Below are 16,555 nucleotides of genomic sequence, written 5' to 3' on the forward strand. Positions count from 1 at the left end.
TGCCGCTTATTTTAGAAAGGAAAGAAATTCTTTTTTTACTTCTTCTCTTTTAAACCGTCCCGAATAATGGCTTGTAAGCGTGGTGCTGCCCACATCGCCAACACCTCTTGAGGCAACGCACAAATGCGCGGCGTCCACCACAACGGCCACGTCTTCTGTATGAAGCGCTTCTTTCAACGCACCGGCTATTTGCACGGTCAGTCTTTCCTGCACCTGCGGACGCTTGCAATAGTAGTGAACAAGGCGATTTATTTTTGACTGGCCAATAACTTTACCGTTCGGGTAATACGCCACATGCGCCTTGCCAATGATGGGCACAAAATGATGTTCGCAGCAGGAGTAAACCGTGATGTTTTTTTCAACGAGCATTTCGTTATAACCGTAATTGTTTTCAAAAAGCGTGGCTTCGGGTTTGGTGGCCGGATTAAGACCGCTGAACATTTCGTTCACGTACATTTTTGCCACGCGGCTGGGCGTTCCTTTCAGGCTGTCGTCGTTGAGGTCAAGGCCAAGCAGCAACATGATTTGCCGGAAATGGTTTTCGATAAGTTTTATTTTCTCTTCGCCGTTAAGCGCCTGTGTTGCGGGACTTATTAATTCATCAATGAGCAGTGGACGGTGATTGTTTCCGTTAAGGGTTATTGTTTTTCCGTTTTGCATTGCTTGTAAAATTTACGCTGCCGAAAGTTTGTGTTGAGATTTTTGCGGCCGCGATGTTATAATGGATTCGGTGTGTAAGTATATTGTTACATGACTCGCGGTAATATTTCTATTGCACCGAAGTTTCGCTGTCTTCTTTTTTTATCTTATTAATCTGTTCAAAAACTTTTTGCACCATGCCATCGCAATAAACAAGATTGAAGGAATACAGGTCGGCGTGCGAATAGAATTTTTCGACTTGTTTTTGCAGCAAAGCTTTTGCCCTGTTCAATCTCACTTTCACGTTAACGGGAGTAATGTTCAGAAGCTGTGCCGTTTCCGCTACCGAAAAGCCTTCTGCTTCCCGCAATACAAACACGGTGCGGTACATAACTGGAATGTTTTGCAGGCTTCGTTCTAAAACCACGGTCAACTCGCGGTTCAGGAGCCGGTCTTCGGTTTGGTTTTCGTTTGCTTTGTTGTGCATGGGCTGATGATTGGGGAAATCTTCGTGCGGTACTTCGTTTTTGAAGTAGCCGTATTTCAGTTTGTAAAGGCATTTGTTTACCATGATGCGGGAGATCCAAGTTTTGTATGACGCACGGCCTTCAAATTTGGAAAGCTGCGTGTAAGCAATTACGTGTACGTCCTGCATCAGGTCTTCGGCGTCCTGGTGATTGAAGCTGTAGCTGCGGGCAATTTTATAAAGCACCGGATTGTATCGCCGTATCAGCACTTCAAAAAGAGAAACGTCGCCGTTTATTATCTTTTCAATAACTAGACTGTCGGGACTAACTGAAATATTTTCAGCGATGCTTTGCATGATTGTGGTTTTATAAATTTAACGAAAACGGGCACTTTTGAAGCCGGCGTTTTTTCCGCTTTGCCGCAACGTGTACAAGCAACCTGTGGCGGCAGAGTAAAACATCGCTTGCTAAAACAAGAGAGTAGTTTTGTGCGCAAAAGGTTACAAGAATGTTTTTAACCAAGCCTTAGGCAATTAAAACTTCCCGTTTCGGTTTCTTTCCTATGTTTGTAGAAATGGCCACACGCGGTTTACATACCAATCTTCAAAGGCACGACAAGTTCGTGCTTCTTGACATGAGCGATTGTTATACCTGGTCGTTTCCCGAATTTGTTCCTTTCTGTCCGCAACTTTATTACTTCTCCAACTTTAAGGACTTTAACACGCTTGCCCAAGCCTAACCATTAGCGGGCTTGGGATGATTTGCCGTTGCTTTTTTCAGTGCTAAACCGAAAATGATTTCTCATGCACCGGAATCAATCAGGGATTTCAGCAGGCGGGGTTGTGGTTTTGTTTGTCGTATTGCTTAACGCCATCATTATCCGGCAAGGCTTTGTAGCCGGTACAGGGTGGTATCAATTTCTGTACGTTACCGTTCCGTTGCTGCTTTTGGTTTTTGTATTCCGTCGCAGGCCGCTGTAAGCGTGTTCGCTTGCAGTAGCAGTAAATAATTCTATAAACAAGAGTCTATGTCAACGCTATTTATTGTCGCTATTATAATCGGCGTTATTGCCGGGGTTTGCGTGTTGCTGGTGAGTATTGATAACAAACAAAAACGCACTGCGATGAACGACCTTCTTCAACGTTTTAGTCAATTGGGTTCCGATCACAACCTGAGTTTTTCCAGCCAGGAAGTTTTAAAAGATGGCGTTATTGGGTTGGACGGTATGCACCGTAAACTGGCCGTGTTGCAAAAGCGAAACGAAGACGGCTTCCATTCGAACGTGATAGACCTGAACGACGTAAAAACCTGCTCGGTAAAAAGGCAGTACGGAACCATTGGCGGCAGCGATTTGCAGACCAAAAAGCCGGAACAATTTCTTGAAAAAATTGTGCTGCGTTTTGAATTGGCCAACGGAGGTGAACCAATGGAAGTCATGTTCTACAACCACATTGACCACGTGATTTATCAAATTGCCGAATTGGAAAACAAAGCCAAACACTGGGAGGCAATTTTATCGAAGATGCAAGCGCCGGTGAAGAAAATGGCCTAAGAAATGGAAAAGGATTTACGGCGAAAGGATAAATTCATTGCCCACAGCCTCGGTAAAATTTCCCTTACGAAAACCACTCAAACAAATTTCATTCATCCCAAACCAGGAAACATGCAAAAGAAAAAAGAACAACTTGTCGTGACAAAGAACGATTACGAAACCATCATGGGAAAATTGAAAAACGGCCTCGCAAAAACACTCTTCAACCGCCGGGATGCGGAAGAATTAGAAGCAGAATTAAAGAAGGCAAAGCTGGTGGGCGAAGACGAGTTGCCCGGCGATGTGGTCCGGCTCAATTCGCAGGTGACCGTGAAAGATGAAAAAGCGAACAAGGTTATGCAACTGACGGTGGTAACGCCAGAAAGAGCCGACATTAAAAAGCGGATGATCTCCATCTTCTCGCCCATAGGAACGGCTCTGATTGGCTACCGCAAAGGCCGGCGTGTTAGCTGGCAGGTGCCCGCGGGCCGAAAGACCTTTACCATTCTGGAAGTCGGCAATGCTTTTTCCTAATTCAGTTCAACAGCAATGATGAAGAAAATTTTAGAAACCCTCGTTCGCGCCGTAACTGCACTGCGAAATTGGTTTGCTCAACAAGGCCGGAAACAAAAGCAAAAACGTTTTGCTGCGCTCTTTAGCCGGAGCGTTTGGCAAAACAGGCTGGCGATTGAACATTCCGAGATCACGGGCGGTTTGTTGATGGCGCTTGACCGCAAAAACAAAAAGTTGCTGGTGATTGAACGAAGCAAAAACAACAAGCAGCGACACTGCGTTCCGTTAACCACGTTGACATCTGCTTTGGTGGTGCGGGAAACAAACAAAAGCGGCGGCATCCAAAAAATTTTTCTGGTGCTGAAACAAAAGCACAAAGACAAAAACATCAGGATTTGCTTTTTCAACGGAGCGTACAACAGTGCAGCAGAATTGCTTCTTTTATCAAGATGTGCCCTGCGCTGGAAAAGCCGCATTGACCTTTATAAACACACCGATTTGATGCCCGTATAAAAGATTAGTTGTTGTAGTGTTTGATGATTTAGGGTTAAAAGAGAACCACGCGTTGGTTCTCTTTTTTTGTGGCTTATGCAATCAGTCAAACAGTCTTGCAAAATGATTTTCCAGGTGATTGCGCATGCCGTTTCGAAACAGTTCCGGCGAGCCGTTTTCCAAAATGTCCACGAGGCCTTTGTGCGAAACAAACTTGCGGAGCATTGGTTGCTTTTTCAGAAGGCCGCTGTGGTGTACGTAGTCAAAAACAGGCAGCAGCATTTTCTGAAATTTCTTCAGGGTTTCATTGCCGGTGATTTCATAAAGCTTGCCGTGAAAAGCAATTTCGTGGTCAATGTTGAACAAATGATAATCGGTAACGGGCGGTTCGTTGCTTACAATCTTTCTCAGCTCCGCGATGTCTTCTTTGGTGATGCGCTGGAAAAGAAAATCGGCCATGCCGATCTCCAGTACCAAACGGATTTCAAACATTTCCCGCAGGGTTTCCTGGTCCAGCACGTGCGGGTTTAGGCTCTTGCCCATGATGCCAAAAAGATCGGGGCTTGTGATAACCGAGCCCTTTTTCTTTTTCGATTCGATCAGGCCCATCATGCGCAGGCGCAACAGCGCTTCGCGGATAACGGTGCGGCTCACGCCCAAAGCCGCCGCCAGTTCAAGTTCCTTCGGAATGCTGTCGCCGACCTTGAGTTTTTGCTGGCGCAACAGTTCCACCAGGCTTTCTTCTACTTTATCTACCAGCGAAGCCGTGTCAATTGACTTAAGGTCGTGTTTTAAGGCGGCAAGGTTCATATTATGTTAGACTTAAAATATTTTTCCTTAACAAATTGTTTACGACGTAGATACAAAAATATCCCTCAAAAACTTACCGGAAAGGTGAAAATTTTTTTGGCGATTCAAAAATAATCCATTTACCTTTATTATGTCATACATAATACTTTAATCGCAAAACACGCTTTTCATGAAATCTGCTTGCTTGAGAGTGGGACTGTTTCTGACCTGCTTCCTTTTAACCGCATTAACGTGGGCGCAAACCAAAAGAGTCTCCGGAACGGTCGTTTCCGAGGAAGACAAAAAACCTTTACCGGGCGTTAGCATTCAGGTAAAAGGTAAATCCACCGGAACCCAATCCAACGGCAACGGTGAGTTTTCGCTGAACGCCGCCAACGGAGATGTTCTCGTCTTTACTTACACTGGGTTTACCCCACAGGAGGCCTCGGTAAACGGCTCGTCCAACTTCAACATTTCCTTGCGTCCCGACGCTGCCAAACTTGGCGAGGTGGTGGTGGTGGGCTACGGCACACAAAGAAGAAAAGAGTTTGCGGGTGCGGCCACCAGTGTAAACCCGCTGACTACCAAGTTTACGCCCAGCTCCAACGTGGGTACGGCTTTGCAGGGCGCAGTGCCCGGTCTTACCGTACGGCAAACGACGGGTGCACCCGGGGCTACACCAGACATCGTTTTTCGCGGCGGAACGGATTTCGACGGTTCGGGATCGCCGCTTGTGGTTCTTGACGGTGTAATTGTTCCGTCGCTTTACGGCATTGACATGAACGACGTGGAATCCATTGACGTTTTGAAAGACGCTGCCTCTACTGCCATCTATGGAGCAAGAGCCGCAAACGGCGTCGTTATCGTTACTACCAAGAAAGGCAAGAAGGGACGGACGCAGGTTCAATACACCATTAGAAGAACGAGCAATTACGTGAGAAGCATCGGTGACCAATACCTAAGCGCAGCCGATTACATTCGCATGAACCGTCTTGGCATCCGGGCAAGATATCTTGCCGATTCTTTAGACGGGAACACCGCCAATGTAAACGCAGACAAAGGACAATTGAACGGCAACTGGGGCTGGGCCTTTGGCGCCACTTTTGGCAACCCGGCATCAGGGCTGTACACAACGCAAAGAGTGAACAACGCAAATCGGCAATACCTCACCAATCCTGCCTGGAAATTATTGGTGGATGCTAATCCCTTTAATCCTGCGTTAACCGACAGCATTCTTTACAAAGAGATTGATGCGAAAACAAGAGAAGAGATGGTGATGCGCAACACGTCAACCATTGAGCACAGCATCAACCTGAACGGCGCAAACGATCAGGGTTCTTTTGCGCTTGGCATTAATGCGCTGCGTGACGACGGTACCATCATTGGTTCGCAGTTAAAAAGATTGTCCATGAACTTCAACGGAGGGCTGAACGTGGGCAAGGATTTAAAAATTAACCTGAACACATCGGCTTATACCGTTAACATTCTGTCCCCGTACAATGATCCAGGCACGGTTGGCCTTGGCGTTTCGGCGCTTTCGGCTAATACGGGTGGCTTGTTGCAACGTTTTGTAGGAGTAGCGCCAACGGTGCGTTATTCCAACGATACATCGGGTGCAATTCTACCCGGACCCAATGATGTTACGCTAGGCAATCCTGCTTACTGGAGTACACTTTACGTGAACAACAACAACGAACAACGTTTTTCGGGAAGCCTGAACGCCGAATACAACATTCTTCCTTTTCTGAAATTCATTGCCACCGGCTCGGGTTTCCTTCGTTACGGCAACGCAAACAACTTCACAAAGGCGTACATACAAGGCAACGGTGGCTCGATCAATTCAAACCGCCCGGCATCGTTTAGCAACTATCGCGACATTCAATACACGTACAACGGCTTTTTGCAATTCAACAAAGACTTCAATGCGCACCGCATTACCGTGATGGCTGGCGGCGAATTCACCGAGTACAAGCGCTATACATTTGCCGGAAGCGCACAAGGCGCACCAACGGATTTGATTCCCTGGTTGAGCGCTGATCCTTCTCCAACCGTCATCAACGGCTCGTTGGCCTATTCCGGCGGCGCTTCTTCCAATTTTCAATATTGGGAGCGCATTGCATCGGCCATCAGCCGCGTGAATTATTCTTATCGCGACAAATATTTTTTAACGGGCATTTTGCGGGTTGACGGTTCGAGCCGTTTAAGCAGCAATAATTTTTACGGTGTTTTTCCCGGCGTGTCCGCAGGATGGAATTTGCAGAACGAAGACTTTTATCGCAAGAGTAACGTCGCAACAATCATCAGCACCGTTAAGCCACGAATCAGCTACGGCGTAAACGGTAACCTGCAAAGCTTTGGCAACAGTTATTATCCCACCGCGCAGGTTTATTCTTCGGCCGGAATTTACAACGGCCTGGGTGGAACTTATGCGCCGTCGTACATCAATCCTGATTTGCGTTGGGAGCGGACAAACTCCATGAACTTCGGTGCTGACCTTGGCTTCTTGCGTGACCGCATCAATGTGAGCGCAGACTATTTTGTTCGCAATGTGTTCGACAAATTGGCCAGCCTCACCATCTCTGCGCAAACAGGATTTACCGGTTACACAACCAACGTATCGCAACTGCAAAATCGCGGCTTTGAATTGTCGGCTACGGCTAAAATCATCCGGCCAATGACCGCAAACGGCTTTAGTCTTGACGCAGGTCTTTCGTTTTATACCGTGAAAAGCTACGCCATCAAATTGCCGGCGAACGGACTACCCGGCAACCGCACAGGCTTTAACGGCCTGAACCCGCTTGAAGTTTGGGACCCTGCGCATCCCGGGCAAACCAAGTTTGTTCGTGCGTTAATCGAGGGTCAACGCATTGGTACCGATGAAGTGTGGGCACCGAAGTGGGCCGGCATTTACGGCGGCACCGATCAAATTGCCAAAGACGCGAATGTGTACAATGCCTTTTTGCCTTACGCCAACAAAAAACTGAAGCAGCCCGGCGATGCGCAATGGTACCAGGTTTACAAGAACGACACCATTGACACAAGACAGTTTGTTTTTGTGGGAAGAACCACACCTAAAGGTTCCGGCAATTTTTATCTCAACACCGGCTTCAAAGGATTTCATCTATACACAGCCTTTGATTATGCCTACGGCTTTGTGGTTTTAAACAACGAAAAGCTGAGAGGCTTAAGCCAGGTGCAGGGTTCGCAAAACGGAACAAAGGATATTTTAAATACCTGGACGCCGAACAACCCAAACGCGGCGCTGCCGATGTTCTACTGGGCCAATCAGGGACGCAATTACGCTACCGATGCATCGGGCAACAACCCGCCGGCCAACATGTGGGAGAAAGGCGACTACGTCATGCTGCGTGAGATTACGCTGAGCTATGAGTTGACAAGAAATGTGTTGAGCAAGGTGATGAAGAACAAAGTGCAAGGTCTTAGCCTTTTCGTTACCGGTTCCAACCTTGTTTATTTCACCGGTTACAGCGGCACCTTCCCCGAAGTGGGCGGCTTTGACAACGGTCGTTATCCGCTGCCGAAACGCTTAACTATCGGGGCACAAATCACACTCTAAACAATTGCATTGCTAAATACAAAACAGAATAAAAATGAAATTCAATAAATCTTTCCTTTTTGCTTCGCTCTGCGTTGTGTTTGCAGGCTCGCTGGTTTCCTGCAAAAAGCAACTGGAAGATGTCGTTCCGCAGGACTCCATCAGCAAGCAACTGGCTTTAACCGATGCCAACGCCACGCAGACTTTGTACATCGGCGTTTACGCAAGGTTCCGCGCCTTTAACAGCACGTTTTTTAATTTGGGCGAAATGCGTTCGGACATTTGGACCGACGGGCTTTTCACGGAGTCAGCCGATCCCACATCGCAACAATTGTACACACAAAACATCAGTGCGTTGAACGTGCCTTACGCTAACTGGGCTGGCTTTTACAATTTGATCTACAACATCAACAACGTGATTGACGTGTTGCCGAAAAGTCCCGTTACAGATCCGGACAAATCAAGATGGCTGGCCGAGATGTACGGACTGCGTGCTTACGTTTATTACACCATGTTGAAGACCTGGGGCGGTGTGCCGCTTACAACAGAACCGGTAGTGACCATCAACAACGCAGCGGAAACCTACAAGGCCAGAAGCGCTGAAGCCGACGTGATGAAACAAATCAAAAGCGACATTGACAAATCGCTGCAATTGTTTAACGGCAACAACGCTTTTCCTTCGGGCAACCGTGTTTACTGGAACCGCGTGGCCACGCTTACATTAAAAGGCGATGTGTACATCTGGTCGGGTACAAACACGGGCGGCGGCGCTGCCGATTATACCACGGCAAAAGCCGCCTTGCAGGAAGTGAAAAACCTTGAAGGTGCGACGCTGAAACTGGATGCGAACTATGCCGACATTTTCGATCCCGCAAAAAAGGCGAATAACCCCGAAATTATTTTTGCGTTGAGCTACGAATCGGGACAAGCAACACAAGGTGCTTTCTCCATTTTCACCGTTAACGGCGTGCAGGCTTCTTCTTATTCTTTGGCGCCGGCGGCAACACCGACAGTGAACACCGTTTATCCTTACGTGAACGGCGCCAACAGGGTAGGAATGAACCAGGCAATGATCACAAGGTTAACCAGTGGTCCGGCCGACCAGCGCATCGCCAACTCTCTTAAGGTGATGTATTCCGCGGCTTCTCCTTTTCCTGTTAGAGGCGTATTGCTGACGAAGTGGATTGGAACCGTGTCCGGCACTTCACAGGTTTACAACAACGATTATCCTGTTTATCGCTATGCCGATGTATTGCTTCTGTTGGCAGAAGCAAAAGCAAAATTGGGCGAAGACCCGACGGCAGAGATCATGCAAATTCGCCAGCGGGCTTACGGTGCCGCGGCTCCGGCTTTCACCAACGGAAGCATTACGGACAACATGAACGCGATACTGGAAGAATACCTGCGCGAATTCATTGGCGAAGGGAAACGCTGGTGGGCTTTGCGCAGAGCGGGAGACAGCTATGTGTATGCGGCCATCAAGCCTTCATACCTTTCGCCCACATCAACGGCAAAATTATTGTTGCCCATTTCTACGAGCATGATCAACAACGATCCGTTGCTGGCGCAGACGCCGGGATATTGAGGGATGTGAGAAGCAAGACGTGAAACGTGAGACCGGAAAGTCACTTATGATGAAGTTCACTACGGTTTCACGTCTTGCTTCTCACGTTTCACTCTTCAAGTTCGCAAAAGTTTTTAGCAGTTCTCTCATATAGCACAGCAATCATTCCCAGGGGTAGTCCTGCCCCTGGTTTTTTCCATCTTTAATTTTAAAGAAATGCAGATTCCTAAATTAGAAGGTTTAATTGCGGCTCCGTTCACACCCATGAAAGCGGACGGTTCACTCAACCTTTCCCTTATACCAAACTATTACGAAATGCTGGTGGACAACGGGGTTGCCGGCGCTTTTATTTGCGGCTCTACCGGTGAAGGCGTATCCATGACAACGGCCGAAAAAAAAGCAGTGGCCGAAGCCTGGGCCTCGTGTACCAAATCCAATCCTGATTTTAAGGTGATGACCTTGCTCGGCGGCACCAGCCTTGCCGATTGCAAAGACCTGGCAAAACACGCAAGGGACATTGGCTTGTACGCCGTTTCGTTTACGGCGCCGTTTTACTTCAAACCGGCAAGCGTAAAGCAGTTGGCCGACTGTTGCAAAGTCATTGCCGATGTAGTGCCCGAGATGCCCTTTTATTATTATCACATTCCCGTACTTACCGGTGTTGATTACGCGATGTACGACCTGTTGCAAGCGGTTGACGAAACCGTTCCAAATTTTGCTGGTGTGAAATACACGCACGAAGATTTTATGGATTTCCTTTCCTGCCTGCATTTTAAAGAAGGCAAGTACGACATGCTTTGGGGACGCGACGAAAACATGCTGTCGGCCCTGGTGCTCGGCTCGAAAGGCGCCGTGGGCAGCACCTTCAATTACGCCGCGCCGCTGTATTACGATTTGATTGACGCCTTCAACAACGGCGACTTAAAAAAAGCGCAGGCCATGCAACAACTGTCCATTGACATGATTCGCTTGCTCGGAAAATACGGCGGCATTGCCACCGGCAAAGCCTACATGAAAGTGTTGGGATTGGACTGCGGCGAATTTCGGTTGCCCGTAAAAAACATGAACGAAGAACAGTTTGGTCTTTTCAGGAAAGACGTGGAAGGCCTTAATTTCAGTAGCTTTTCTTCCCGTTTATTATCAAAGGCTGTTGCCTGAAAATAAAATGAATCGCTTAACGATATTGCTTCTTACACTCATGGCTTTTTCTTTTTCTTCTTTGGCGCAAACAAAGCAAGCCGTTTCCTTGCAATGGAAAATCACCGGTGAACTGCCCGCCACAAGCGGACAAGAAAAAGCGCTGGGTTTTGCGGGGCCCGTTGCGGGCGAGAACAATGGCGTGTTGATGGTTGGCGGCGGCTCTAATTTTCCCGGCGCAGCACCCTGGCTTGGCGGAAGGAAAACCTATTACAACGACGGCTATGTTTTTAAAAAAAACTCGAACGATTCTTTCGTTTTGCACAAGGCCTTTAAGCTGCCTTTTAACCTTGCTTACAGCGCTTGTGTTTCCACGTCGCAGGGAATTGTTTGTGCCGGCGGTGAAAGCGAAAATGGACCTACCGATAAAGTCTTGTTGATACAATGGAACAACGAAATAAATGATGCCGTCTTTAAAAATCTTCCGGCTCTGCCGCTTGCACTCACAAACGCTTCGGCAACTTTTCTGAACGGTTGCATTTACATTGCCGGTGGCGAAACGGCGAGCGGCGTTTCAGACGGTTTCTTTTACCTCGATTTAAAAAAATTAAATGAAGGATGGAAGGCTTTGCCTTCGCTTCCGAAAGCAATCTCACACGCGGTGATGGTTGTGCAATGGAACGGGCAGCGCAACTGCATTTATTTGCTCGGCGGCAGAAAGAAAAACACAAACGCTCCGAGTGATTTGTACGCATCGGTTTTTCAATTTGATTTTGTTGCGAACAAGTGGAGCGAAAAGCATTCCCTTCCGTATGCAATGTCCGCGGGAACCGGCGTTGCTACGGGCAAAAATTTCATTCTTTTATTCGGCGGCGACAAAGGCGAAACCTTTCACAAAACCGAAGTTTTGATTGCGGCCATTGCCGCTGAAAAAGACAGCGCAAAAAAAGAACAGCTTAACCAGCAGAAAGCCGCACTTCAAGCAACGCATCCGGGTTTTAGTAAAGACATATTGGTGTACGATGCAAAAAAAGATCAATGGGCAAAAGACGGTTGCATTCCTTTTCCCGTGCCCGTTACCACAACGGCAATTAAATGGGGCAACGAAGTGTTGATACCCGGTGGCGAAATAAAGGCCGGCGTTCGTACACCGCAAATTTTATCAGCAAAAATTAATCAGTAAAATGGGCGTGCTGCTAAAAAAACCACTCGAAGCCAACGAAAAGTCAGGGCGCAAAAACAAGAATATTTATCCCTGGGTAGTTGTCGGCTTATTGTGGGTGGTGGCTTTGCTCAACTACATGGACCGGCAAATGCTTTCCACCATGAAGCCGTCCATGCAGGTTAATATTCATGAGTTGCAATCGGCTACAAATTTCGGTTACCTCATGGCCGTCTTTCTTTGGATCTACGGTTTTATGAGTCCGGTGTCGGGCATCATTGCCGACAGGTTAAACAGGAAATGGCTGATTGTTGGAAGCCTCTTTGTGTGGAGTGCTGTAACCTATTTCATGGGTTACGCAACCACGTTCAATCAACTCTACTGGCTTCGCGCAACGATGGGCGTAAGCGAAGCACTTTACATTCCCGCCGGATTATCGCTCATCGCCGATTATCACGCCGACAAAACCCGTTCGCTTGCCATCGGCATTCACATGACGGGCCTTTACATGGGACAAGCACTCGGCGGCTTTGGCGCTACCATTGCCGATAAATTTTCCTGGCAACAAACCTTTCACTCTTTTGGTTTTGTGGGCATTGCTTACGCGGTTGTTTTGATTTTGTTTTTGCGGGAGAAGAAAATCGTTACCGTTGAAAACAACGAGAAACTTGTCAAAACAAAAAGCGGTTCTTCGGTGTTGAAAGCACTCGGTGGCCTGTTTACCAATGTCTCGTTCTGGATTATTCTTTTCTACTTCGCCATACCCAGTTTGCCGGGTTGGGGCATTAAAAACTGGTTGCCGACTTTGTTCGCACAAAGCCTCAACATTGACATGGCAAAAGCGGGTCCGCTATCTACTATCACCATTGCGGCTTCATCGTTTTTGGGCGTCATCTTCGGCGGCATTTTGTCGGACAAATGGGTGCAGAAAAACATTCGCGGCCGCATTTATACCAGCGCTATCGGACTGGGTTTAACCATACCGGCTTTGTTGTTCATCGGTTTTGGACATTCGCTTTTTGCCGTCATTGGTTCGGCCTTTTGCTTTGGCTTTGGCTACGGCATGTTCGATGCCAACAACATGCCCATTCTTTGCCAGTTTGTTTCCGCAAAACACAGGGCTACGGCTTATGGGTTAATGAACATGGTGGGTGTGTTTGCGGGTGCTTTTATTACTGATTTATTGGGCAAGTCAACCGATGCGGGCAACCTCGGAAAAAGCTTTGCGATGTTGTCGGGGATTGTGTTGATTGCCTTGCTCATTCAGCTTTTCTTTCTGCGACCCAGGTCCAATGATTTCAACGAATAAACCAACAAGCGCTGCTTCGATAACGCCAAAAGATGTTGCTGTTAAAAGATATTCAATGAAAAAAACTATCGCAACCTTGCTGTCTCTTTTCCTCTTTCTTTTTTGTTTTTGCCAGGAAAAGGTTCCGGTTTTTGTTTCGGGAACCGACGGCTACAAAAGCTACCGCATTCCCGCCATCGTTGCGCTGCCCAACAACGATCTTCTTGCATTCTGCGAAGGCCGGGTGAACAACGCCGGCGATTTCGGTCACGTAAACATTGTGATGAAACGAAGCACGGACGGCGGAAAAACTTGGGATAGTTTGCATGTTGTGGCGGAGAACGGCGATCTACAGGCGGGCAATGCGGCGCCGGTTGTAGACATGACCGATCCTGCTTACCCGGCCGGACGAATCTTTTTGTTTTACAACACCGGCAACAACAACGAAGGCGAAGTGCGGAAAGGCAACGGACTGCGTGAAGCCTGGTACAAAACATCCGTTGACAACGGACGCACTTGGAGCGAGGCCGTGAACATTACTGCGCAAGTGCATCGTCCCAAACAACCGCGCATAAATCCTGCGTATAATTTTTCGGAAGACTGGCGCGGCTACGCCAACACGCCGGGACATGCCATGCAATTTCAAACCGGAAAATACAAGGGACGAATTTTTGTGGCCGCCAATCATTCGGCCGGCGATCCGCAAAAGCAGTTTGCCGATTACGAAGCACACGGCTATTACTCCGACGATCACGGGAAAACGTTTCACCTTTCTACTACTGTTGCAATGCCCGGCAGCAACGAATCAACGGCGGCCGAATTAAGCCACAGCGGCTTGATGATGAACAGCCGCAATCAGAAAGGCGACGTTCGTGCACGCATTGTTTCGGTCAGCAGTAACGGCGGTGCAACTTGGGATTCGTCGTATTTCGATCAAACCCTAATCGATCCCGTGAACGAAGGAAGCTTGCTGACCGTTCGCTATAAAAAAAGAGGAAATACGCTTGCTTTTTGCAACGCTGCTGATACAAAACGCCGCGACAATCTTACGCTCCGCATTAGTGATGACGACGGAAAGACCTGGAAGAAAAGTTTTGTGATTGACAAAAGCGCCGACGGCACAAAAGGCGATTGGACCGCTTACGCAGACCTCGTAAAACTGGGCAAGAAAAAGGTTGGCGTGTTGTACGAAAGAGATGGCTATAAGCAGATTGTTTTTACCGTAGTAAAGTGGAAGTGAAACATTCTACGTTTTGAGTTATATGGTTTAGACGAAAGCATTTTAAAAATGAGTTACACAAAACAAGAGTTAATTGCACTAAAAGATTTCTATGCAAGTCAACTGTTGAACGACACCGTTCCTTTTTGGTTTCCGCGTTCCTTTGATAAAGAGCACGGCGGTTTTTTGCTCATGCGAGATGCCGACGGTTCGCTGATTGACGACGACAAAGCCGTGTGGATTCAAGGTCGTGCTACATGGTTGCTTTCTACTTTGTACAACACCGTTGAAAAAAAACAGGAATGGCTTGACGGCGCAAAACTTGGTTACGAATTTTTGAACAAGCATTGCTTCGATACCGACGGCCAAATGTTCTTTCACGTGACAAGAGACGGAAAGCCCATTCGCAAGCGACGTTATTTTTTCTCCGAAACCTTTTATGTTATTGCGGCCGCGGCTTACGCTAAAGCCAGCGGCGATGAAGAAGCGGCGGCCAACGCAAGAAAAGTTTTCGGCGATTGCATTGCTTACGCAAGCGGCGAAAAAAAGTTACCGCCAAAGTTTACGGCTGTTCGTCCATCAAAAGGCATTGGCGTGCCGATGATCATGATGAACACCGCGCAGCAGTTACGGGAAACAATAGGAGATGATCGTTGCGACGAATGGATCACAAAATGGATCGAAGAAATTGAACGCGATTTTGTAAAAGACGAGATCCGCTGCGTGATGGAGCAAGTGGCGCCGGATGGTTCTATCATTGATCACGTGGACGGAAGAACGCTCAATCCCGGTCATGCCATTGAAGGCGCCTGGTTTGTTCTGCACGAAGCGAAATACCGCAACAACGATCCGCACCTCATTGAACTCGGTTGCAAAATGCTCGAATACATGTGGGCGCGGGGGTGGGACAAAGAACAAGGCGGCATTTTGTACTTCCGCGACGTGTACAACAAGCCCGTGCAGGAATACTGGCAGGACATGAAATTCTGGTGGCCGCACAACGAAGTCATTATTGCCACGCTGCTTGCGTATTTAATGACCGGCAAGGAAAAATATGCGCAGTGGCACAAGATGGTTCACGATTATTCTTACCAGCACTTTCACGACAAGCAAAACGGCGAGTGGTTTGGCTATCTTCACCGCGACGGAACCATAGCCCAAACGGCAAAGGGAAATTTATACAAAGGACCTTTTCATTTGCCGCGGCAGGAATGGTATTGCACGAAACTTTTGAAGGACTATCTCCATGAAAAAAACGGCAGCGGCCTTACCGGCTCAACCGGCGCAATCAATCAGGGAAAAACTTAAGTGGCTGGCGGCCGGAATCTTCTTCGCCGCCCTTTGGGCTTCGGCTTCTACGGCCACCAAGATCGGTCTTTCCGTTTCGCAGCCGCTGGTGCTTGCCGTGGTACGTTTTGGTGTGGCCTCGGTTCTTATGCTGCTGATTGCATACGGCATTTTAAAAGAGCGTTTGCCGGTAAAAAAAGAATGGAAGCAACTGGCGGTTTACGGCTTCCTGAACATTACCGTTTATTTGGGCTGTTACGTTATAGCCATGCAAACCGTCACTGCCGGAATAGGTGCGTTAGCCATCGCATCAAACCCGGTTTTCATCAGTTTTCTTTCGGTGTTCTTCTTGAAAAAGCCGTTGCATTTTTCTACCGTGCTTGCGCTTGTGGTTTGTACGGCCGGCGTGTTTTGCGCAACGTGGCCGCTGTTTAAAAATGCAAGCGTCAGCGTTCCGGGTTTGTTGTTGTTACTGTTTAGCATGTTGTCGTATTCCGTTGGCGCCATTTATTTTTCATCAAAGCAATGGAACGGACTTTCGCTGTTAACCATCAACGGTTGGCAAACCTTGTTTGGCGGTTTGTTTCTGCTGCCGTTTGCTTTTTTTCTTTACAAGGGTGCAGGCAATCATTTCAATGCAACCTTCTGGGGATCGGTGGGATGGCTTGCCATTGCCGTTTCCATTTTAGCGGTGCAATTGTGGCTATGGCTTTTGCAAGTGAACGCAGTCAGGGCGGGCCTGTGGTTGTTTCTCTGTCCGCTTTTTGGTTTTGCCTTTGCCGCGTGGTTGATGAAAGACGTGATCAGCACATACACCATCGCCGGCATTCTGTTAGTAGTAGGTGGATTGATGTTGTCCAAAATAAACACGAAAAAGAATGAAGCGATGTTTGATTAAAGCCGTCTCAAAA

General features: G+C 47.8%; 16 protein-coding genes. 13 read left to right on the top strand and 3 right to left on the bottom strand.

Annotated elements, in window-relative coordinates; translation table 11 throughout:
- Positions 1-6 precede the first annotated feature (6 nt).
- Together folE and FSB75_RS00685 are read right to left on the bottom strand one after the other, a co-directional pair.
- Complete coding sequence (gene folE / locus FSB75_RS00680; RefSeq protein ID WP_146781431.1) at positions 7-660, bottom strand: GTP cyclohydrolase I FolE; 654 nt, start codon at positions 658-660, stop codon at positions 7-9.
- Positions 661-769: 109 nt separating this feature from the next.
- Positions 770-1,462 (bottom strand): sigma-70 family RNA polymerase sigma factor, encoded by a 693-nt coding sequence (locus tag FSB75_RS00685; protein ID WP_146781433.1) that lies wholly within the window; start codon positions 1,460-1,462, stop codon positions 770-772.
- Between the two features lie 218 nt (positions 1,463-1,680).
- On the opposite strand from FSB75_RS00685, the gene FSB75_RS21720 reads away from it, so the two are divergent.
- From FSB75_RS21720 to FSB75_RS00700, 5 genes are all read left to right on the top strand, one after another.
- A complete protein-coding gene (locus FSB75_RS21720; protein ID WP_172623024.1) occupies positions 1,681-1,845 on the top strand; it encodes a hypothetical protein in 165 nt (54 codons plus the stop codon).
- Positions 1,846-1,909: 64 nt separating this feature from the next.
- Positions 1,910-2,086, top strand: coding sequence for a hypothetical protein (locus FSB75_RS21725; RefSeq protein ID WP_172623025.1), 177 nt, complete (start codon positions 1,910-1,912; stop codon positions 2,084-2,086).
- A gap of 47 nt (positions 2,087-2,133) precedes the next feature.
- Complete coding sequence (locus FSB75_RS00690) at positions 2,134-2,658, top strand: hypothetical protein (protein ID WP_146781435.1); 525 nt, start codon at positions 2,134-2,136, stop codon at positions 2,656-2,658.
- 111 nt (positions 2,659-2,769) lie between these two features.
- Positions 2,770-3,171 carry a GreA/GreB family elongation factor gene (locus tag FSB75_RS00695; protein WP_172623026.1) on the top strand — a complete coding sequence of 134 codons (402 nt, stop codon included), beginning with the start codon at positions 2,770-2,772 and terminating at the stop codon, positions 3,169-3,171.
- Between the two features lie 15 nt (positions 3,172-3,186).
- Positions 3,187-3,663 carry a hypothetical protein gene (locus FSB75_RS00700; protein WP_146781440.1) on the top strand — a complete coding sequence of 159 codons (477 nt, stop codon included), beginning with the start codon at positions 3,187-3,189 and terminating at the stop codon, positions 3,661-3,663.
- A gap of 81 nt (positions 3,664-3,744) precedes the next feature.
- On the opposite strand, the gene FSB75_RS00705 is transcribed toward FSB75_RS00700, so the two are convergent.
- Positions 3,745-4,452, bottom strand: coding sequence for a FadR/GntR family transcriptional regulator (locus tag FSB75_RS00705; RefSeq protein ID WP_146781442.1), 708 nt, complete (start codon positions 4,450-4,452; stop codon positions 3,745-3,747).
- Between the two features lie 169 nt (positions 4,453-4,621).
- Here FSB75_RS00705 and FSB75_RS00710 point away from each other — a divergent pair, with 169 nt between their 5' ends.
- The 8 genes from FSB75_RS00710 (at position 4,622) to FSB75_RS00745 (ending at position 16,542) form a co-directional block, all read left to right on the top strand.
- The gene (locus FSB75_RS00710) at positions 4,622-8,008 is read left to right on the top strand and encodes a SusC/RagA family TonB-linked outer membrane protein (RefSeq protein WP_146781443.1); all 3,387 of its coding nucleotides are present in this window, start codon (positions 4,622-4,624) and stop codon (positions 8,006-8,008) included.
- 34 nt (positions 8,009-8,042) lie between these two features.
- On the top strand, positions 8,043-9,572 hold the full coding sequence (locus FSB75_RS00715) for a RagB/SusD family nutrient uptake outer membrane protein (protein ID WP_146781445.1): 1,530 nt from the start codon (positions 8,043-8,045) through the stop codon (positions 9,570-9,572).
- Positions 9,573-9,767: 195 nt separating this feature from the next.
- Positions 9,768-10,709: a dihydrodipicolinate synthase family protein gene (locus FSB75_RS00720; protein WP_146781446.1), complete on the top strand. Its 942-nt coding sequence runs from the start codon at positions 9,768-9,770 to the stop codon at positions 10,707-10,709.
- A gap of 7 nt (positions 10,710-10,716) precedes the next feature.
- Positions 10,717-11,871, top strand: a complete 1,155-nt coding sequence (locus FSB75_RS00725; protein WP_146781448.1) for a hypothetical protein — start codon at positions 10,717-10,719, stop codon at positions 11,869-11,871.
- 1 nt (position 11,872) lies between these two features.
- Positions 11,873-13,159: an MFS transporter gene (locus FSB75_RS00730; protein ID WP_146781450.1), complete on the top strand. Its 1,287-nt coding sequence runs from the start codon at positions 11,873-11,875 to the stop codon at positions 13,157-13,159.
- Positions 13,160-13,214: 55 nt separating this feature from the next.
- A complete protein-coding gene (locus FSB75_RS00735; protein WP_227990733.1) occupies positions 13,215-14,378 on the top strand; it encodes a sialidase family protein in 1,164 nt (387 codons plus the stop codon).
- A 48-nt stretch (positions 14,379-14,426) separates the two neighbouring features.
- The gene (locus FSB75_RS00740) at positions 14,427-15,665 is read left to right on the top strand and encodes an AGE family epimerase/isomerase (RefSeq protein WP_146781453.1); all 1,239 of its coding nucleotides are present in this window, start codon (positions 14,427-14,429) and stop codon (positions 15,663-15,665) included.
- Positions 15,604-16,542 (top strand): DMT family transporter, encoded by a 939-nt coding sequence (locus FSB75_RS00745; protein WP_146781455.1) that lies wholly within the window; start codon positions 15,604-15,606, stop codon positions 16,540-16,542. Before FSB75_RS00740 ends, FSB75_RS00745 begins: the two co-directional genes overlap by 62 nt.
- Positions 16,543-16,555 lie beyond the last annotated feature (13 nt).

Source organism: Flavisolibacter ginsenosidimutans (assembly GCF_007970805.1).
Taxonomy (GTDB): Bacteria; Bacteroidota; Bacteroidia; order Chitinophagales; family Chitinophagaceae; genus Flavisolibacter; species Flavisolibacter ginsenosidimutans.